Raw genomic sequence first — 20,001 nt, 5'->3', positions numbered from 1 at the left:
CCCTCAGGGGAAAGCCGTACTTGACGCTTCTTTCAAGAATCTAAAGATAAGGTAAAATCTAAAAGTACCCTCTAACTAGCTTGAGTGGTTCTTTCCCAAGCTCCAACTTCAACGTTAGAAAGGACTATCAACCTAGTGAGGTAGAAAACGAGCCAATCTGTAACAAGTGCCGCTTAGCCGCTTGGGGAATGCCTCGTCCTGGAAATCTTGAAAGGATGGCCTGATTCGTCTATGATTTTCCCGCAAAAGACTATGGTACTAGAATCAGTCGGTACAAATACTCAGCAACTGCTTGGGACGCGTCCATTAGTTTTGACGGTGGATGACGACGAAGACAACTTGCTGCTAATGAGCCAAATTATTGAGCTGTTTAATTGCGCTTTTATGGGTGCAGAAAACGCTGGCACGGGTATGGCTTTAGCGGTAACTCACCTTCCCGATATGATTTTACTGGATATGCTGCTGCCAGATGCCGATGGCATCGAGTTTGTTTATCAACTTAAAGCCAATCAACACACAAAAAATATTCCAATTATTGCCGTCACCGCCTTAGCCAGAGAAGAAGATCGCCAGCGCTTTTTAGCAGCCGGCTGCACGGACTATATCAGCAAGCCTTTTATGCTGGATGCCTTAGAAGAAATTTTGTGCCGGCACATCTCGATAGCCGTTCTTTCTTAATCGGCTGATCGTGCAGAGGCGGGAGCGCGAAATTGGGGCGTAGAAGCTAGCAAAGCAATGGTTCCACTGCGCCCTGTTTTTAATTTTGCATTGCTCAGCAAGTCGAGTACAGAAATTTCTAGAACTTCTTCTATTAAAGCTTTAAGCAGCGGTAAAATTACCTCATCTAACTCCGCATGTACCTGCTCGGCTAATCCCTCCTGACCGTTTTCAGCCAATAACTTTTCCGCCTTCGTAAAAGAATCGTTTAAAACAATAATAATTTTGTCTTCATTAATTTGACAGTCAATTTTACTAGGCTTATGTTCCAAGTGAGTGCGGTACAGAGCTTGAATGCGCTGTGAAAGAAGGCGTTCTAACTGTCCTCGCGTAGGGGCTTGGGTGTCGTCAGACATAGGTGGCTCAGAAAAGCGGAAGCTGTGCTTCTTATAGTTTGAGGTCATGGCAATACTGATATACAGATTACAACAAGATGCCACTCAAGGTGGTATCACCAAGAGCAGCAAGATTTTTAGGGATAGGCTAAACGCTGTCGGGCGCAAAGGGAGAAGGATTTAGGAATCGAGGAGTGAAGGCCCAGGTGGACGCTTCAAGGTTTCGCTACTCATTCCAGCCCTTCACTCCTCAGTCGCAAAACTCCCTTTACGCTTGACATTTTTAACCGGCAACCGCTAAAGCACCGGCACCTGCCGAGGCAATAGCAGAAATCAGGGCCGTGAAAAACAGCCACCAAGACGCTGTTTCAGCAGCTTTGCGGGTTTCTTCCGCTTGCCGTTGCGCCTGACGCTTCACGTCCTCCAAGCGACGCTGAGTTTCCATTTGGATACCTTCAGCCCGTTGCAGCACGTTATTTCGCGCCCCTTCAATTTGATCGATGAGCCGGTTGGCGTCAGCTTCAGAAATATCCTCACGGGAACTGAGAATTGCCACTAAGGTATCCCGATTGAAGTGGCCGAGGCGATCACGCAAGGCATCAAACCCAGCTTCCGGGTCATAAAACAACTTGCGAACGTCCCGTCGGATGCCCTCATAGTTGAGTTCAGGCCGGTTTAGAGAATTCAGATAATCCCGAATTCGATTCAAGATGCTGTCAACAACACCTTGGATGCTATCTTGGATTTTCTGAATTTGCTGCATAAACTGCTCGCGCACCGAGAAGATTTGATCCACAATGCGGTTGGCTTCTGCCTCGGAAATATCGGGCCGCTGGGCCAGAAGTGCGACGATCGTAGAACGATCAAACTGGGAGAGGCGTTCGCCGAGACTGTAGGCACCGACTTTGGGGTCGTGTAGCAACAGATTGAGGTCGCGCTTGATGGCTTCCGGGTTGAGTTCTTCCTTGCCGGTGTTCCGCAGGTAATCTTCCAGAGTGCCCTGAAAATCCTGTGCTTGTCGCTGAACTCGCGTAGCCACGCGGCGGGGTGCGCGAAGAATGTTACGAACGGTATCTTGGACACTGTCAATCACCTGATTGACTTGCGCCTCGCTCAAGTCTTGCCGCTGAGACAGCAGCTTAACGAGGGTGTCGCGATCCATCTGGGCCAAGCGCTCGCGCAGGGCCATTGCACCGGCTTTGGGATCGTTGAGCAGTTTATTGATATCCCGCTGAATGCCTTCGGGGTTGAGTTCTGACTTGCCGGTGCTCCGCAGGTACTCTGCAATTGCATTGGTGGCTTGGTCGTACTGTTCCTTGGCTTTACCGGCAAGTGCCTTGGGTGCATAGACGACGCTATTCCAACTTGATTCCACCTGATCGATGACGCGGTTCACTTCATCCTCATTGAGGTCTTGGCGCTGGGAAAGCAACTGCACCAAAGTGTCGCGGTCAAAGTGAGATAAGCGTGCACGCAGCGCCCACATTCCTGCTTGGGGGTTCTCTAGCAGGGTTTGCAGATCCCGTTTGATGCCTTCCGGGTTGAGTTCGGCTTTGCCGGTGGAACGCAGGTAAGACTCAAGGTTTTGCCGCACTTCCACTAATTGGGCGTTGGCTTGTTCAGCTAATTCTTGAGCATTGGTGAGGGAACGATCACGGGTGGCTTCGAGTTGCAGCAGAATTTGCTCGGCTTCTTCCCGGTTAAGGTCTTGACGCTTGAGCAGCATTTGCACAAAGGCTTTGCGATCAAGGCGCTTGAAGCGTTCGCTTAACTGTTCAATAGAGGCATCGGAATCTTCCAGGACTGCTTTAAAGTCTCGATCAATTCCAGCAGCGGTTAAGTTTTCTTTGCCGGTGAAGCGCACATAATCTTCCACGCGCTGCACCAACTGTTCGGTTTTTTCTCGCTCTTCAGAGGCGGCGACTTCGCGGATAATGTCAACCCGAACGGCTTCGAGTTCGTTGGCCAGTTCTTGGATTTTAGCTTGGGTAAATACGCCCCTGTTGGAGAGAATTTCTACAAAATAAGGCCGGTTCAAGCTTTGTAATTCCCGGCGAACGGTTGCCGGATCGGCGTCTGGATCATACAGCACATCCCTGAAGTCGCGCTGTATGGTTTGCGAGTTCATTTGCCAGGAGTGGGTGTTGAGAAGGTAGTTTTCCGCATCGGCGCGGATGGTGCTGTAGGGCACGAGTGGGGTTTGCTCTTTCACCTGCGTGGCAACTTTCCCCGCTTGATCGCTGACTTTTTCTTGGGCGGATTTGAGTTTATTTAAGATGCTTTGGGCATCTAAATCAGAGAGGTCTGTCCGGCCTAAAATCACTCCCATCAGACTGTTGAAGCCCAAGGTTAGTGCCTGATTGGCCATGCTGGGGTTTTCCGCTTGCCGGCCCTTGCGAAGTTCGCCGAGGAGTCCATCGAGTCTTTGAGCGAGTTTATCGGAGATCAGATCCGCTGGGTTAGCAGATTTGAGGTAGTCAACCAGATCGGCGATGCCGTTTGTCGGCTGCTGAACTTGGCCGGCTACTTGCTTCCAAGCATTTTCTAGCTGATCGACGATGCGGTTAACATCGCGTTTTGATAAGTCGCTGCGAGCACTGACGATATCGACAAATTTCTGCCGGTCAATACTGGGAACTCCACCAGTGGTGCTGGCGAGTTCTCTTAGTTGCGGATCGTTGAGCAGTTTTTCAAATTCCTGCCGCATCGATGCAATGTCGAGATCCGGTGGCTTCAGTGCTCCGAGATAGTCTTCTACAGTTTCTCGAAGTGAGGTGGGATCAAACCCAGAACCCAACTCGCGACGCACGGCAGCAGCGGCGGCTTCGGCGGTGGAGACGATTTGATTGCTGGTGGCTTTTGCACCAAAGGCAGCAGCGGCGGTTCCCACAATGGATTGAAAGCCGGAGGTTGCGGTATTGACGATTGAGCCAATTAACGAACCGACGGTGGTAGAACTTACCCAAACCAGCAGGGAGAAGTAGGTGCCCCAGATGACTAAGCCAACGATCGCTCCTAAGCCGGCGCTACTGATCAGGCTGAGTTTAACTGCCAGCAAAGAGGCAAAGAATAGGGCAATGGTGACTGTGATTAGGGTAACAATCCCTAGGGTTTTGCCAATTTTGTTAATGGTGCCGCCCAGACTGCTAGATTCCCGGTTATTAGAATCGTCTGAGTCTGATTGATGGCCTAAGTAGGAGATGCCGGCGGCGACTGTTAAATTTGTGAACAGTAATTGGAAGGCAAAGGCGAGCACGACGCCAGAAATTAAGGCGACAAAAAATTGCGGCCCAGAAAACAAGACTGATGCTTCTTCTGGTGTGTCAACGGTTTGATCTACCGGCATTTGAGCTAGCCAAAATTGCCATTTGGCTAACCCCAGCATTATTTCTTTACTTTCAAACATGATCTTTTCCTCGTTCCAAGAACCTGTCTTCCTCGCTTCTCATAAACATACCCGTTAAAGTACGGGATTGAGCCAGAAAGCGACGCTTCCTTTTTCTGATGCTGCCGGCTTATGCGTCCCTGCATTCTTGAGTGTTTGCAGATGCCTTCCACACTGGCTGAACATCTAGAAATTTATGGATTGTTGCCTGATTTTGTCTGGCTGATTATAAATATAAAGCTCAGCACTTCTAACTTTACCAAAATTTTCTATATTTTTGATTCTAAATTTTTGAAGCCGGCCTGCTGTTAAAATTTGCCGGCAATTTACTTCTTTTTCATTTGCAAAATAATCATGGAGATTGCTCGACAAGCTAGCCCTTTTTTTTTAAATAAAAATTTTATATGTGGCAACTCATCTCCAATTTACTGACTGATTAAGCTCAGTCTCATTGTATTTTTAAGCGTTATCTTCTAAATTTTATAAATTTAACTATTCCATAATCTTTTCCTCAGCGATGCGATGCTTACAATTTCTTTTCTTTCTAAAGGAATCGCTGCGATGGTGGGACATGAAGCGGTTTGAATGGAAACCGGCTGTAGAGAAACTGAATGTTCAGTTAAGGATGTGTTGGGATTGCTTTGAGCTTTGCTCGCTGTGAGGTTTCTCTAAGCCAAATAATCTTTTTAACCCACCCATCGGTTTCTCCCGTACACTTTGCCTTAGGTTAATTAAAGGTTTTGTGCTGAGGTCGCACATCTGCCTGTGGGCAGAAATTAAGTGGAGTATTCAACCAGATGGCTCTCTAGAGGGTCTGAGGCGAGGTGATCAGGGTTTTTATCCGGCATTAGGGACGCTGAGCGTGTGACATCTGGAAGGGGACAGTAGACAGCCGGTAATGTGGATGAACCTTTAGCCGGCGGGAATTGGGTTCAGTTCGGCTGCCGACTGTGTCGAGGGTGGCAGACGTAGGGCAACTCTTGTGCGATCGCACTTCAGCCGTCCGAAGGTTTGGGAGTGTGCCGGTGTGGGGAAGCCGGTTTAGAGGTGTCGCTTGGTTCCGGGCGATCCCTTCAGCAATGTGGGATGTGGGAAAAAGAGAGTTTTCAGTTTTATATTTTAGATTGAATTGCTTTAAACCGATGGAACTGTGACCGCAAAATCGGATCAAGTCTTATATGATTGACTAGAGAACTTTTCCGATAGGCTTTATGTCCATTAAGAAAATTATTTCTTACGTCCTGTTAATCTTCGTGCCGGTTTCAATTGCGGCTGAATATTTACACTGGGGAACGCTCACAGTCTTCATTACCTCAGCGTTAGCGATTATCCCCCTGGCGATATGGCTAAGCACAGCCACTGAAGAAGTCGCCGTTGTTACCGGCCCTTCAATTGGTGGATTGTTAAATGCAGTTTTTGGGAACGCCACTGAGCTAATTATTGCCTTAGTTGCCCTTAAAGCCGGCTTGATTGACATTGTTAAAGCCAGTATTACGGGAACGATTATCAGTAATTTGCTTTTAGTCATGGGGCTTTCCATGCTATTGGGTGGGTTGCGCTTTAAGGAACAAGAATTTCAACCCATTGTAGCGCGAGTTAGTGGTTCTTCTATGACGCTAGCTGTCACGGCTATTGTGTTGCCCACAACGGTGATTTATACGTCGTCTGGTGTCGGAGAAGGGGCAATTCGCAATCTCTCAATTACCGTGGCGATCGTGTTAATTGCGGTTTACGCTTTAACGTTGCTATTTTCATTAAAAACTCACAGCTATCTTTACGATGTGGGAGTCGCTGAATTAGAGGGAGAAACGCCAAGCGATTCTGAAGGAGAGGCAGCTACTCACAAGCCTAATTTGTGGCTTTGGGTTGGGGTTTTAGTGATTTCTACAGTAGCCGTTGCTTTCGAGTCAGAGATTTTTGTCGGAGTGGTGGAAGAAGCAACAAAAGGACTGGGATTAACCCCTCTTTTCACCGGCGTGATTCTTTTGCCTCTGGTTGGCGGTGCGGCAGAATATGTTACAGCCGTGAGCGTTGCCATCAAAAATAACATGGATCTCTCGGTTTCTGTGGCGATGGGATCAAGCTTGCTCGTGGCTTTATTTGTGGCTCCGCTTTTAGTGTTAATTGGAATTGCCATTGGTCAACCAATGGATTTAAATTTCAATCCGTTTGAGGTTATAGCTGTTGCGATTGCCGTTGCCATTGCTAATTTAATTAGTCTGGATGGACGCTCTAATTGGTTGGAGGGGGCACTGTTACTGGCTACCTACATTGTTTTAGGTGCGGCGTTCTATTTTCATCCTGCTTAATAGAGAATCGCTAGTGGCCTTTGGGATCGGCTATGATCTGCCCCATTTTTGATGTTTTAAATAGACAAAAAAAAGGGTAGGTTAATCATTAACCTACCCTTTGTGACTTGCTAAGTGGGAGCTTGACGCCACCCAGTAACTTCAAACAAAGTTATTGGGGTCTTTTCGTTTTCTTGTTGTTAATGTTCTTGGGGGGAATCTCACGCGCTAAGCGTTCCCGACCGATCGGTTCGTCAGCTTCCAGAATGTTGTCGATTTCGACTTCTTTGCGAACATTTAGGGAATCACGATCGGCTGCCGGCTCAGGAATTTCAGGCGTACTGGCAGAGAGTTTGATGTCGCTAGGACGCATGGGGGGCACTGGAGGCGTTACATAGCGCGGATGATCCACTACCTGCTCTTGAACGGGTGGCATTGGAGCCGGCGGGATCTGGCTTTCAACCGGCATTCCCATTCCCATGTCACTCGTAATGCTGGGGGGAATCGCAGGCGCACGTCGCTCATCATGCAGCTTCACGGTGTCAGCCTCAGACTGCTTGATTTTATCAGCAGCTTGATGGGTTGATGACTCAACATCCTGCGCGGCACCTTTAATGGCGTTGCCTGTGCCTTTGACAGAAGACTTCACATCTTCAGCCGTACCTTTAACGGTATCGACAACCGAGGGTTTGACTTGTTCTGCCGTATCGCTGACGGAGTGCGCCACACCTTTGACGGAAGACTTCACTTCTTCTGCGCTACCTTTAACGGCATCAACAACCGAGGGTTTGACTTGTTCTGCCGTATCTGTGACGGAGTGCGCTACACCGCGAACAGAAGACTGAATTTCTTGGGCGCTACCTTTAACGGCATCGACGACAGAGGGTTTGACTTCTTCAGCCGCATTGCTGACAGAGTTTGCCACACCGCGAACCGAAGATTTGACGCTGCTGGCGCTATCCTTAACGGCATCGACAACAGAAGGTTTAACTTCATCGACCGCATTGCTCACAGAGTGCGCGGCATTGATCACAGACGGTTTAACCTCTGCAACCGCTTCTTTCATGGTGTTTGCTGCGTCTGAGACAGCCGGTCTGACATCGTTAACGGTATCCTTAACGGATTCGGCAATGCCTTTAACAGAGGGTCTGACATCCTCAACGGTATGCTGAACGGATTCGGCAATGCCTCTAACAGAGGGTCTGACATCCTCAACGGTATCGTGAACAGAGTTGGCAATGTCTTTTACTGCCGGTCTGACATCTTCAACGGTATGCTGAACGGATTCGGCAATGTTTTTAACAGAGGGCTTGACTTCCTCAATCACACCTTTTGCGGCACCCCCGATATCTTCAACCTGGTGAGTCACACCTTGAGCAACGTCTTTAACGACATCTACAACTTCTTCAACGGTGTGGCTCAAACCTTCGGCTGCTTCATTCCCTGCGAATCCACCGGCAACAGCGCCGGCAATTGCACCAAGCGCAGCACCAGCTCTACCACCGACTAAACGGCCAATGGTTGCACCGGCAACACCACCGGCAGTCGCGCCAATAGTTGCGCCGACTGCATTAATCCCACCCCCGGTCTGGGGTTGCTCGGTTTCGTTTTGTTGGTTAGAAATCTCTTTTTCGTTTTGCTGGTTAGAAATCTCTTTGCTTTCGCTCAAAACAATGATTTCGTCACTTCTTTGAGCTTCAGGTTGCAAGATCATGGGATCAGTAAGGTCGTTGATTTCAAAAGGATTCTTGTTCTCATTCATAACACTGGGTTCCTGTCTAAATTGGTTTGTGGCTCTTAGAAGCTTATATTTCAAATCCCTTTTAAAGAGATTGATTTTTCTGACTTCAGATCATTCGCTAGGAAAGATGAGAATTTGTAGTTTGCTTGATAAATTACTTCTTGCAATGACGGAAGTGGCAAAATTTCTCAATCCGCTGTCGTTAATTTTTTGTCACACCCTTCCTAACATCTGAAGCCGATTTACTGCGCTGTACAGCTATAATCTTCAGTGGGGCAGCACCAATCGGGTGTTGCTTTTTCACTACTCTCAATGTAACAATTGCCGGTGAAGACGCGCACCGCTCTAGAGAGAGAGATCCCTTTGCAACGACTTAGCCTGTAGTCGTAAATCTAAGGTTGAGTGAACGGATGGGCAAGGAGCCGGTTTATAATGTTTCTGCCGCGCTACCTTTTGAGAAAGCTTGCTAAAGAATTTGAATGTAAGCTGAGCTACATCTATTTCCCTATTGCAAATGTTAAAGATTGTGAAGCAGTTAATTTCCTTACTAGCCGCAAATTTGGCGAAAGAGATAAGCGGACTTAACAGGACGGGTGCAACACAAAACTTGTACATAGTCGAAACTAAATAGTGTTTGATACGCCTTACCATTTCTGAGAGTGAGAGATTCCCAAACATGACCCAGAACCTTGCCGGTAACCACTTCACGGCTGATGAGACAGAAGTCAATACCGATCAAGAAGAAGTCTTTGTTTTTCCAGCATCCTTCGCTCAACAGCGGCTGTGGTTTCTGCACCGGCTGGTTCCCGGCAACCCTTTTTATAATGTGGGATGTGCGCTGCGTCTCACCGGCACTCTTGATTTAGCGGCGCTACAGCAGACTTTTAACGAAATTGTGCGCCGGCATGAAACTTTACGCACAACGTTTATCACGATTGAGGGGCAACCCATGCAAGCGATCGCCCCTTGCTTGAACGTATCCATAGCGATCGCACCGTTACAGCATTTGCCGGCAACTGAACGCGAAACAGCAGCGCAGCGAAGGGTGAAAGCAGAGTTTGAGCGTCCGTTTAATTTAACAGCCGGCCCTTTAATCCGCGTGACGCTGCTACAAATGGATGCCGCAGAATCCTTGCTGATGCTGAATTTACATCACATTGTTGCCGATGGTTGGTCAATGGGGGTGCTGATTCGAGAAATCGGGACGCTTTATTCAGCTTTTGCGGCTAAAGACGCAGAATTGAGCCATTCCCCAGCTTTACCAGAACTCCCCATTCAGTATGCCGATTTTGCGGAGTGGCAGCGCGAATGGTTGCGCGAATCTGTGCAGGAAACCCAGCTAGCTTACTGGCGGCGGCAGCTAGACGGGATAGGGGTGCTGAATTTACCCACAGATCGACCAAGACCTGCCGTTCCCACTTACCGAGGGGCAAAACAATTGTGGGTGTTGCCGCCGGCATTGAGTGAGGCGCTAGAGGCATTGAGCAGCCGGCAAGGCGTGACTTTATTCATTACCTTGCTTGCCGCATTTCAGACATTGCTTTACCGCTACACCGGCACTGAAGATATTGCCGTTGGATCACCAATTGCCGGTCGCAACCGCAGCGAGATTGAATCACTTATTGGTTTTTTTGTCAATAGTTTAGTATTGCGAACTAATCTGTCAGGCAATCCAACGTTTCTAGAATTACTGAGTCGGGTTAAAGAGGTTGCACTCGGAGCCTACGCCCATCAAGATTTGCCCTTTGAAAAATTAGTTGAAGAACTGCATCCAGAGCGAGATTTAAGCCGAAATCCTTTATTTCAAATTGCTTTTTCCCTGCAAAATACTCCAGTAGAAGCGCTAGAATTGCCCGGATTAAACCTAAAATTATTTGAATTTGACCCAGGCACCGCAAAATTAGATTTAGAATTCCACCTCTGGCAAGATTTGGAAGGTTTGAAAGGGCAAGTGGTGTACAGCACGGATTTATTCGAGGCGACAACAATTAGCCGAATGCTGGGACATTTTCAAGTTGTTTTAGAAAATATTATTATCGATCCCGAACAGCGTATCGGTTATTTGCAAATTTTAACTGCGCCAGAAAAAAACCAAATTTTTGGATATTTTAATCAAAATATATTCAAAAATCAGGAATGCTTTCACCACTTATTTGAAGGGCAAGTAAAACAATCACCAGAGGCAGTCGCGGTTGTTTTTGAAAATCAAAGTTTAACCTATCACGAACTCAATGAGCGAGCCAATCAACTTGCCCATTACTTGCAAAAAATGGGGGTAAAGCCAGAGGTTTTAGTTGGCATTTGCCTAGAACGTTCTATCGAAATGATTGTGACGCTGCTGGGGATCTTCAAAGCCGGTGGCGCTTACCTGCCGTTAGATCCCAGTTATCCTCAAGATCGCCTAAATTTCATGTTAGAGGATGCTCAGGTATCTATCTTGATAACTGATTCAATTTCAACCCCGGTTTCTTTGGGAAATAGGGAAAATCAACAGCATGAATTGTCTATCATTTATTGGGATAAAGATAGAAATAATATCGCCCGACAAAGCAAAGAAAATCCATCAAGCAACGTCACAACCGGCAACCTCGCTTATGTGATCTACACCTCTGGATCGACAGGAAAGCCAAAAGGTGTTTTAGTCGAACATCGAGGACTGTGCAACATGGCAGAATCTCAAATTGATGCATTTAATTTAAAGCCAAGTCACCGCGTTTTGCAATTTGCCTCTTTGAGTTTTGATGCTTCAATTTTTGAGATTGTCATGGCGCTGCAAGCCGGGGCAACTTTATATCTAGCCAAAAAAGAATCTCTTTTACCTGGACAACCTTTAATTCAGCTATTACAAAAACAAGCAATAACTCACATTACCCTGCCACCGGCAGCGCTAGCCGTGTTGCCGGCAGAAAAACTTCCGGCATTACAAACAATTATTTGTGCCGGCGAATCTTGCCCTCAAAATATTGTAAAGCGCTGGGCTGCCGGTCGTCGATTTTTTAATGCTTACGGGCCAACTGAAACCACGGTTTGGGCAACCCTTGCAGAAATTAGTGATGAGCGCAAAAAACCGTCGATTGGTCGTCCAATTCTGAACACTCAAGTTTATATATTAGACCGAAATTTACAGCCGGCACCGATTGGCATTACCGGCGAATTGTACATTGCCGGTGATGGGTTGGCGCGAGGCTACCTTTGCCGGCCTGAATTAACGGCAGAAAGGTTTATTCCTAACCCCTTTATGGAAGCGGGGAAAAAAGGGAAAATTTCATCGATTAAACCTTCTAGGCTGTATAAAACAGGTGATTTAGCGCGTTATTTACCCGAGGGCAAAATTGAATTTTTAGGCCGCATCGATCAACAAGTTAAAATACGTGGTTTTCGCATAGAATTAGGAGAAATTGAAGCCGTTATTAATCAATATTCAGCGATTCAAAAAGCAGTTGTCATCGCTTTAGAAGATATTTCTGTTAATAAGCGGATTGTGGCTTATCTCGTGCCGGCTCACCCAATTTCTGAACCCTCATCCCTGATCAATACTCTGCGGCAATTTCTCAAAGATAAATTGCCAAAACATATGGTGCCTTCAGAGTATGTAATTCTAGATTCTCTGCCGGCCACTCCCAACGGCAAAGTAGATCGTCGTGCTTTGCCGGCACCCAATGCTTTAACTCGCCTTCAACACCAAAAAACCTTTATTTCTCCTCGCACCCCAACCGAGTCAAAATTAGCAAAAATCTGGGCTGAAGTTCTTAATCTTGAGCAGGTGAGTGTTGGCGATAGCTTCTTCGATTTGGGAGGAGATTCACTGCTAGCGATTCGTCTCCTAGAACAAATTCAAACACAGTTTAATCGAGAATTACCCCTATCCTCCCTTTTCTTATCGCCTACCATAGAAAGTTTAGCCAATACTTTATCTACACAAACAAACTCTCTCAAATGGTCGCCCTTAGTTCCGATTCAACCCAAAGGTTCTAATCCGCCTTTTTTCTGCGTTCATCCTATTTTTGGGGTGGTGTTTCCTTATTATGAATTAGCTTATTGTTTAGGGGAAAATCAACCATTTTACGGACTGCAACCACTCGGAATTGATGGGGAACAATCTCCTTTAACTCGCATCGAAGAAATGGCGGCTTACTACATCAAAGCATTACGTGAGGTGCAGCCAAATGGCCCTTATTTCCTAGGAGGTTGGTCTTTTGGCGGATTGGTTGCGTTTGAGATGGCGCAACAACTGCAAAAAGCAGGAGAGGAAGTCGGTTTACTCGCTTTGCTAGATACGGCTGCACCTGTTGCCGGTAACAAATTTTCTTTCTGGAATGGTTGCAAATTTCTCTTTAATACGGTTAGGCGCTCTATTTGGCCATTTATTCTGGACTACTTGTACTTGACGAGCGTTTCTGAGAAGCAAAAAACTCATTTAAGTAAGATTTTTCAACGCAAAAATCGTGGCTCATGGAAGCTAATTTTAAAAAGGGCTGTCATGGTCAATTTAATGCCGCAAGAGGCTAAATTGAGAAGGGTAAATGAACTCACCATTCGCTCAATGTTCCGTGTATTTCAGGCGAACAGTCAAGCCACTCTCAGCTATACTCCTAAAACTTACCCCAACCGAATTACTCTGTTCAAAAGTTGCGAACAGGCAAACGCAGACAGTCAAGATCCAACGATGGGATGGAGTGAGCTAACGGAGTCGGGAACAGACATTCATTTAGTTGCCGGCAACCATCTAGAAATGATGAAAACCCCCAATGTTCAGATGTTAGCCGAACAAATTGGGGGTTACTTTAATAAATAACTAAAAACTTTCCTTTACCTTTGTCAGATTTCTCTTACCGGCGATTTTTGTTGATTCCCAACAGCTTCGTCCCGCTGCGATAAGCACCAATCATCACACTCAGGGCAATGGCTGCCGGATGTGGGGGCTTTTTCTTCACCGGCTGATACTCAGGCGTATCATCAGTTTCTTCTCTGGAAACTCGGTTCTCGCCGGCACCTCGGTTTTTATGGGCAGCTTGCTTCTCATCGTCTTGGGCGCTAGCTATCTCCATATAACTTGTGCGGGGAATTCCTTCGCCGGCTCTAGCCTTTTCCGTGAGGGGCAAAGCATTTTTACTTGGCACAATTCTGGAGCCGTATTTATTTGCATAAACCTGCGTAAATTCAGCACCAAAAAATAGAATTTGCGCGGAATAATTAACCCACAGTAGCAGCACAACAAACGAGCCGGCTGCCCCATAAGTTGAACCGACGCTGCTATTTCCTAAATACAACCCAATTAAAGATTTACCTATTGTAAATAGCAGAGAAGTGATCGCTGCCCCAATCCAAACATCACCCCAGGCAATTTTAGCGTCTGGCAAGACTCTGTAAATCATCGCAAACAGCAGTGTGATAACACCGAAGGAAAACAGAAAGTTAACCACTCGCCACACAACACTGAGGTTGGGTACAAGATGACCTAAATAATTACTGAGTGCCGTAAGTCCAGCGCTGACAACCAGTGAAACCAGCAGTAAAAACCCAATTCCCAGTACCATTGCGAAGGATGGAAAACGGTCTTTTATAATGCCTTTAACGCCTCGCCCTGGCTTCGGTGCAACTTCCCAAATGGTGTTGAGAGATTCCTGCAGTTGGTTGAAGACGTTGGTGGCACCAAATAATAGAATAGCCACACTGATAATCGTGGCAATTGTGCCTTCAGTCGGCTTACGGGAATTGTTAATCATGGTTTGGATTGCTTCTGCACCCTCCTTGCCAACCAAACCTTTAATTTGTCCGACAATTTCACCTTCCGCTGCATCTTGGCCAAAGACCAAAGCGACAATCGCAATGACGATAATCAATAGCGGCGCAAGGGAAAAAGCGGTGTAATAAGACAGCGCTGCCGCCAGCCGCGACGCTTTATCTTCTTGCCACTCCACAAAGGTTTGTTTGAGCAGCCCGATTATGTCAATTTTCACGGCATTTTGCTCCTTTAGATGGATGAAGTTTATCGTTTTTACGGGTTAGGTTTCTTCTAACTAAAGGAAGAAAAAGTGTATGCAACTCGCAGATAAAGTAGCGCTCATTACCGGCGCAGGCTCTGGGATTGGTGAAGCCGCTGCAAAATTGCTCGCCAAAGAAGGCGCAAAGGTGGCAGCGCTGGGGCGCACAGAGGATGAATTGAAAGAAGTGGTTGAGCAGATTCAGCAAAGCGGCGGCGAAGCAATGCCGGTGATTGCTGATATTTCGGAAGCCGATAAGATGCAACAAGCTTATCAACAAGTTGCCGAGAAGTGGGGCCGGCTCGATATTGTTTTTGCAAATGCCGGCATTAATGGTGTTTGGGCACCCATCGAAGAATTAAAACCTGAAGAATGGGAAAAAACGATTAAAATTAACCTCACCGGCACATTTTTTACGGTTAAATATGCGGTGCCTTATCTTAAAAAACAAGGCGGTTCTGTTATCATCACTTCTTCAATTAATGGCACTCGCGTCTTCAGCAACACTGGCGCAACCGCTTATTCCTCCACCAAAGCCGGTCAAGTCGCTTTTGCAAAAATGGTTGCACTCGAACTGGCTGAACACCAAGTTCGCGTCAATGTGATTTGTCCGGGTGCCATTAGCACCAGTATTGATCAAAATACACAGCAGCGTAATATCGACTCTGTAAAAGAGCCGGTGGAGTTTCCCGAAGGTCAAATTCCCCTAACAGATGGCAAACCAGGAACCTCAGAACAAGTCGCACAATTAGTGCTATTCTTCGCCTCCGAAGCTTCCAGCCACATCACCGGCACTGAAATGTGGATCGATGGTGGCCAATCTTTGCTACTAGGCTAAAAGATGGTTTTAAAAATATCTTTTTTTCTCATACCCACAGTGGGGAAAAGCAGCGTAATCGCTTTCCCCTCATAGAATCACGAAGCTTAATTGAACCTTTCAAATATCCGCTGCACTCATCTGTATATGCCTGACGGCACGCTGCGCTCTTATCTGTGGTTAAATAATCTTCCCTACCATTCACGCAGCCTGCTGCCAAATTAAGCCTGCTCATTCCCTCCCAGCTTTCCTTTGGACAAAGGCACTCTAGGGCTGAACCCGGAATTTGTCGTGATCAATGCTATTTTCCAGCTCAGCCTGAGTCCGAAAATAGCCATCCTCACCTTTTTCTATCAAGATTTCTTTCCAGTCGGAGAATGAGCCAATTAACTGCGCTGCATTGTTAGGAACACATAACTTAAATTCAATGGCGCGGCTCCTTAATCGTTCAACTTTGTTTCCGCCGATATGAATTCAGCTATTTTGAGGGATTCACTGAGGCCGATAATCATTCTGCGGAAATATAAAAATCTCTTCACAATTTGTAATATTGGCTACTGAAACGGGGCTTTTCCTGCTTGTGGATTATAAAAAAACCTAGTTTTGTAGCTTTAGAAACACTTTTTTACTGAAAATAGATAAAGCTTTAGACAGAGGTGATTGGAAACTTTAATGACGAGAATGGGGTCATAGGTAGAAAGCCAGCGGGTATAAAAAAACTATCTATATATTACCCGAATGGATAACCTTTCTCTAGTTTTTACCAGAGCTTTGGGTTGCTCATGATCATTTATAACTTGGTAGCAATTGCAGTCTGGGCCGATTGACTAGTGAACTTGTCTGACTCCAAAATTCACCTTATTTATATTGAGGAGTTTCCCATGCTTAGAGAAATGTGCTGGTTACCCACGATCGGAGCGAGTGGAGAGAAAATTTTGCATCTGCGAACCGCAGCCAGTGACCCGTGGCGACCCTATAAAGCCTTTCCACAATTTGCAGTACCAGATTACCAAGTTCCAGGAGGCTCAAAGGGCTGGGCAACGTATCAAAAACTCAGGAGTGCCGGCTGGAACTTAGTGGCTACCGCTCAAGCGCAGTCGTCTTCTGTTGGCGAGCAGCTAAAAAGTGCTTAAACTCAATTAAACGCGCTCGTTCTTAACGCTACCAAGCTTCAGATTAAACAATCCTAACGAGCGCACCTACAAACAACGTTTAAACTGCTGGTTTTTTCGGGAATGGGCGAGAGATTTCGGCAAATTTATGCCGGCTCTCGCCCATTTTTCAGTTTTATACCCTTTCTCTTTTGAGGCTTTACGGATTGCTTTTAATACAACCGTCAGTAAACGCCCCACAGAAGATTAGCAGTGTTTCTATCCATCCCCGAAAGTCGCAAACCGCTTAGGCAGCCGGCGCAGCAACTCTCTCAAGAATCGGCTTTCGGGTTTTTAAGTTAAAGCGATATCCATGTGGCAGAATGTGAAGCTTAGCACCGCAAACGGCTAAAGCCTCATCTTTCAAGAGTCCATCAATGTTGTCATGGGTTTTTTCGGTTTCATCGATGACTGTCACCGCGCCTTCGCCCACAACTTCAAACTCATCGCCGTTGACAATGATTGCTGTGTTCTCGTCGATTCCTAATCCCAAAACTGCCGGCTGCTGTGCTAGTGCAGAGATTAAGCGCCCCAAGCGTCCACGCTGTGCGAAATGCTGATCTACCACAATCCCTGGTAGGAAGCCCATGCCGGGACCCATTGCCACCACATCCACGCGAGGATTTGTCTCAGAGTCTCCCTCAATAATCATTTCGTCGGGCATCATTGCCGCGCCGGCACTGGTTCCCCCCACAACAATTCCTTCAGCGTAGCGTCTGTGAATGGCTGCATCGATTTCGGTGTCTTTTAACAAATCGGTAATGCGGGCTTGATCGCCGCCGGTGAAAAAGACGCCGCTGCAATTTTCAATGATTTCTAAGTACCTGGAGTCACTCGCATCTTCCCGACGTTCGGTGTTAACGACTTGAACATCTTCAGCTCCCAACCGCTCAAACACTCTGACATAGTTGTCTCCGACTTCTCTAGGCAGACTGGTTGCAGCCGTCATCACGGCAATTCTAGCTTTAACGCCGCCGGCGCGTCGCACGAATTCCCGAAGGATTTTGCATTCTCCTTCCTTCTCTTCCGCCCCACCAATAATGACTAATTGTCCACGGTTTTGATTTTCCAACATAGTGTCTCAAATGCTGAGTAAGTTAACTATTAATAAACCATGACAATGTACTTCCCTAACACATCCTCTAGGTATAGATTGAGACATAAAATTAAACAAAAATTAGGAACCCTTCTCACCCCTTTCGTGAATGCCGCCAACCGCACCAATGATTAACTTTTTTTTAAAGTTCGGTGAGCGGGTCGGAATGTGGCAAAATTGAGCATTTTAGCTCCCGGTGCCGGCCCTCTAAAAAGTGCTGGGCTTGAGGACAGACAAAGCTGGCCACATTTGCCAGCAATCCTTAAGCACTCATGTGCCGGTTTTGCGCTGCGAAGCTTTTCACCCGCGACAAACAGCCTTCTAGATAAGGACAGTCTTCACATTTAATGGCTGTCCCCGGATTAGAACAGCCACAGGGCAGATTTAAAAGGCATTCAGAAGGTTCTTTAGATGTTAAAGGTTGCCTAAGGACAAACCGGCAAGCTGTTTCGCGAAACAAAAAAATAATATCTTGAGAAATCATAGTTTTTATCCTCGATTGTCTAGGGTGGGTGATATCTACAGTAGGGGAACCGCTCCAGCTTCCAGTAACTCCTCTAAAATCATGAAAGCAACTCAGTATGATTTCAGTCAAAGGGTTTCGGATGTGCTACACAAACATCATCTTCTGACATCTTACTCAGTTAATTATGAGTTTTGCAAACAAAAAATTGGTTAACTTTAACAAACTATTGATGCAATTTGTTAAGAATAATGATTTAGTTTAAACCCCCTGTGCTGGGTCAAACTATCTCTTCCTAATTAAATAAAATCCTGAAGATAATTTAGAAAGCCTGGTTGCTGAATTTTAGTCTAACAACTACGACAGAAGAACAGCTTCATCCTCACAGAGGATTTTGATATAACTTAAGGAGTATTTTAAGGTTAAGTTTTTTAGTAATCAGGAATACTCGCTGAAGAAAACCTTTTGTGGCCCACCTTTTTAAACCGGCTTTCCTTTGGTTCTCACGCAGCGTATGGACAAACCCCTGCCGGCTCTAAACTTAATGTTCCCATGTTACAGCCGCCCTAAACAGGGAATTTTTAATGTCTAATCTTAACTTTTTTAATTTCACACGGATTAGGCGAGTCTTTCCAGCCGGCAATAGCCATTTGATGCGCGGCGCAGGGTAGCCCTCAACCCATTTCTCTTCAAGGGCATTTAAGCCGGCACCCCGCAAAAATTTCCCAGACAAAACCCAAAAACGCCACGTGCTTTTGCGGCTTATGCAATGGGCTAAAATTCCCTTATTCTTGGCTAGCTTCTACTTGAAACTTGCAGCCAATCTGCACCAATAACGGTGAATACTATCAAAACTCGCAGCGGCAAGGGAGCGAAGGTAAAACCCAACAGGCAGCAAACAATGACCGCCCCTAAAGCAACAAGGGTGAATAAGGCATTTGTTGTATTCAGGAGAGTCCAAACTGCTACCATAGCAGCCACTAAAGTAATTAAACAAACGGGAGATAGGATCATAGCTTCTTAATGCCTTCTAAATCTGCTTATGTATGGCTCACTACCTGGTGAGGGCTGAATTTCAACTTTTTAAGCTGAGGGAAAAATTTTATAATTTGTACAATTATAATTAATTACAGTCACAGCTTCATCAACCAAAGGTAGAGCTTTTGCCCAACTAAAGACAGATATGAGCGGCGGCTAATTTTATAAATCTTTGATTGACTTAGGCGAATAGCGAAAGACACTCGTAAGTGTGTTTATCTTAAATAATCATTAAAATTGACAATCTTAAATTGAAACAAACAAGCCTAACGATGTTTATATTTTCTACAACAAGATGAGTAATTTTTAAACACCACAGCGAATGTTTGACAGCTAAAAGTGACCCTTCAAAAAAAATAACCCCTGCTCAAGGGGCATTAGGGTGATTGCTAAACTCAAAGAAAATCGAAGTCAGAAAGAGCTGTTTGAGAAATTAGGTTACTCTTTTAAGCCGACAGCACCGGGCAAAACACATATTCTGGCGGTTTACTCACTTACACACGCAGCGGTTTTGTTAAGTTAAGTAATAAAGAGCGAGCGTGCTCAAGGGAGAAATGTCTGGGTTTGCCCTCGTATACAATTTGGTATTCGTTGCTGTTTGCTCCATCGCCATAACCAGAAATGAGTTTGCGATGAAAAGCTTCCTCAGCTAGTTTGTGAACTTCATCTCTGAGATCAGCCTGTGTAGCATTCATATTTTGCTGTCTCCTTAGTGTTTTCTTATACATTCTATTTATCAATATTGTGGAGGTCATTACACCTGTCAAAAGTTATATCTTCTGCTCAATCGAATCCGCCCCTGATTAACTGTAAGTACAATTACTCAGAAATAAGCTTTACTGCGGCCTTTTGTGTTCTATGACAATTTTTATTAAATTATGTTTAAATTGCATGAAAATAAATAAAAAAGCAGCGCCCAAGGATGTTTCAAGAATTTTGTTTGTGCAAATTAGTAATAAAACTGAGTATCCGGCTGTGGGTGCCAA

13 protein-coding genes are annotated in these 20,001 nt (G+C 45.9%); 5 read left to right on the top strand and 8 right to left on the bottom strand.

The genetic code is table 11. The features are described 5' to 3' along the window. Positions 1-252: 252 nt before the first annotated feature. Complete coding sequence (locus H6F73_RS08255; protein ID WP_190758267.1) at positions 253-678, top strand: response regulator; 426 nt, start codon at positions 253-255, stop codon at positions 676-678. Here the strand turns inward: H6F73_RS08255 and H6F73_RS08250 are convergent. The 3 genes from H6F73_RS08250 to H6F73_RS08240 all read right to left on the bottom strand — a co-directional run bounded on the left by H6F73_RS08250 (position 675) and on the right by H6F73_RS08240 (position 5,608). Beyond that, positions 675-1,073: a DUF2294 domain-containing protein gene (locus H6F73_RS08250; protein ID WP_190758266.1), complete on the bottom strand. Its 399-nt coding sequence runs from the start codon at positions 1,071-1,073 to the stop codon at positions 675-677. The two genes, H6F73_RS08255 and H6F73_RS08250, sit on opposite strands and share 4 nt — an antisense overlap. Before the next feature lie 262 nt (positions 1,074-1,335). Then, positions 1,336-4,458, bottom strand: a complete 3,123-nt coding sequence (locus H6F73_RS08245) for an MFS transporter (protein ID WP_190758265.1) — start codon at positions 4,456-4,458, stop codon at positions 1,336-1,338. 826 nt (positions 4,459-5,284) lie between these two features. Further along, the gene (locus H6F73_RS08240) at positions 5,285-5,608 is read right to left on the bottom strand and encodes a hypothetical protein (RefSeq protein WP_190758264.1); all 324 of its coding nucleotides are present in this window, start codon (positions 5,606-5,608) and stop codon (positions 5,285-5,287) included. 40 nt (positions 5,609-5,648) lie between these two features. On the opposite strand from H6F73_RS08240, the gene cax reads away from it, so the two are divergent. Further along, positions 5,649-6,746, top strand: coding sequence for a calcium/proton exchanger (gene cax / locus H6F73_RS08235; protein WP_190758263.1), 1,098 nt, complete (start codon positions 5,649-5,651; stop codon positions 6,744-6,746). A gap of 151 nt (positions 6,747-6,897) precedes the next feature. Here cax and H6F73_RS08230 read toward each other — a convergent pair whose 3' ends face one another. After that, positions 6,898-8,487 carry a hypothetical protein gene (locus H6F73_RS08230; RefSeq protein WP_190758262.1) on the bottom strand — a complete coding sequence of 530 codons (1,590 nt, stop codon included), beginning with the start codon at positions 8,485-8,487 and terminating at the stop codon, positions 6,898-6,900. Positions 8,488-9,142: 655 nt separating this feature from the next. Here H6F73_RS08230 and H6F73_RS08225 point away from each other — a divergent pair. Then, positions 9,143-13,261 (top strand): non-ribosomal peptide synthetase, encoded by a 4,119-nt coding sequence (locus H6F73_RS08225; RefSeq protein WP_190758261.1) that lies wholly within the window; start codon positions 9,143-9,145, stop codon positions 13,259-13,261. Positions 13,262-13,295: 34 nt separating this feature from the next. Here H6F73_RS08225 and H6F73_RS08220 read toward each other — a convergent pair whose 3' ends face one another. After that, positions 13,296-14,426: a YhjD/YihY/BrkB family envelope integrity protein gene (locus H6F73_RS08220; protein ID WP_190758260.1), complete on the bottom strand. Its 1,131-nt coding sequence runs from the start codon at positions 14,424-14,426 to the stop codon at positions 13,296-13,298. Between the two features lie 79 nt (positions 14,427-14,505). Between H6F73_RS08220 and H6F73_RS08215 the strand changes: the two genes are divergently transcribed. Both H6F73_RS08215 and H6F73_RS08210 read left to right on the top strand, forming a co-directional pair. Continuing rightward, the gene (locus H6F73_RS08215) at positions 14,506-15,288 is read left to right on the top strand and encodes an SDR family NAD(P)-dependent oxidoreductase (protein WP_190758259.1); all 783 of its coding nucleotides are present in this window, start codon (positions 14,506-14,508) and stop codon (positions 15,286-15,288) included. Positions 15,289-16,148: 860 nt separating this feature from the next. After that, positions 16,149-16,400 carry a hypothetical protein gene (locus H6F73_RS08210; protein WP_190758258.1) on the top strand — a complete coding sequence of 84 codons (252 nt, stop codon included), beginning with the start codon at positions 16,149-16,151 and terminating at the stop codon, positions 16,398-16,400. Between the two features lie 265 nt (positions 16,401-16,665). Here H6F73_RS08210 and H6F73_RS08205 read toward each other — a convergent pair whose 3' ends face one another. From H6F73_RS08205 to H6F73_RS08195, 3 genes are all read right to left on the bottom strand, one after another. After that, on the bottom strand, positions 16,666-17,493 hold the full coding sequence (locus tag H6F73_RS08205) for a cyanophycinase (RefSeq protein ID WP_190758257.1): 828 nt from the start codon (positions 17,491-17,493) through the stop codon (positions 16,666-16,668). Positions 17,494-18,772: 1,279 nt separating this feature from the next. After that, positions 18,773-18,991, bottom strand: a complete 219-nt coding sequence (locus H6F73_RS08200; protein WP_190758256.1) for a hypothetical protein — start codon at positions 18,989-18,991, stop codon at positions 18,773-18,775. Positions 18,992-19,509: 518 nt separating this feature from the next. Continuing rightward, entirely contained in the window at positions 19,510-19,710 is a 201-nt protein-coding gene (locus H6F73_RS08195) for a hypothetical protein (protein WP_190758255.1), read from the bottom strand. Between the last annotated feature and the right edge of the window lie 291 nt (positions 19,711-20,001).

The sequence above is a fragment of the Microcoleus sp. FACHB-68 genome, from assembly GCF_014695715.1.
Classification (GTDB): domain Bacteria; phylum Cyanobacteriota; class Cyanobacteriia; order Cyanobacteriales; family Oscillatoriaceae; genus FACHB-68.
This window is presented reverse-complemented; position numbering and strand designations above follow the sequence as displayed.

Coding starts and splice junctions, on each gene's coding strand:
- H6F73_RS08200 (WP_190758256.1), bottom strand. CDS start 18,991: ATGATCCTATCTCCCGTTTGTTTAATTACTTTAGTGGCTGCTATGGTA.
- H6F73_RS08225 (WP_190758261.1), top strand. CDS start 9,143: ATGACCCAGAACCTTGCCGGTAACCACTTCACGGCTGATGAGACAGAA.
- H6F73_RS08230 (WP_190758262.1), bottom strand. CDS start 8,487: ATGAATGAGAACAAGAATCCTTTTGAAATCAACGACCTTACTGATCCC.
- H6F73_RS08215 (WP_190758259.1), top strand. CDS start 14,506: ATGCAACTCGCAGATAAAGTAGCGCTCATTACCGGCGCAGGCTCTGGG.
- H6F73_RS08205 (WP_190758257.1), bottom strand. CDS start 17,493: ATGTTGGAAAATCAAAACCGTGGACAATTAGTCATTATTGGTGGGGCG.
- H6F73_RS08210 (WP_190758258.1), top strand. CDS start 16,149: ATGCTTAGAGAAATGTGCTGGTTACCCACGATCGGAGCGAGTGGAGAG.
- cax (WP_190758263.1), top strand. CDS start 5,649: ATGTCCATTAAGAAAATTATTTCTTACGTCCTGTTAATCTTCGTGCCG.
- H6F73_RS08245 (WP_190758265.1), bottom strand. CDS start 4,458: ATGTTTGAAAGTAAAGAAATAATGCTGGGGTTAGCCAAATGGCAATTT.
- H6F73_RS08250 (WP_190758266.1), bottom strand. CDS start 1,073: ATGTCTGACGACACCCAAGCCCCTACGCGAGGACAGTTAGAACGCCTT.
- H6F73_RS08195 (WP_190758255.1), bottom strand. CDS start 19,710: ATGAATGCTACACAGGCTGATCTCAGAGATGAAGTTCACAAACTAGCT.
- H6F73_RS08255 (WP_190758267.1), top strand. CDS start 253: ATGGTACTAGAATCAGTCGGTACAAATACTCAGCAACTGCTTGGGACG.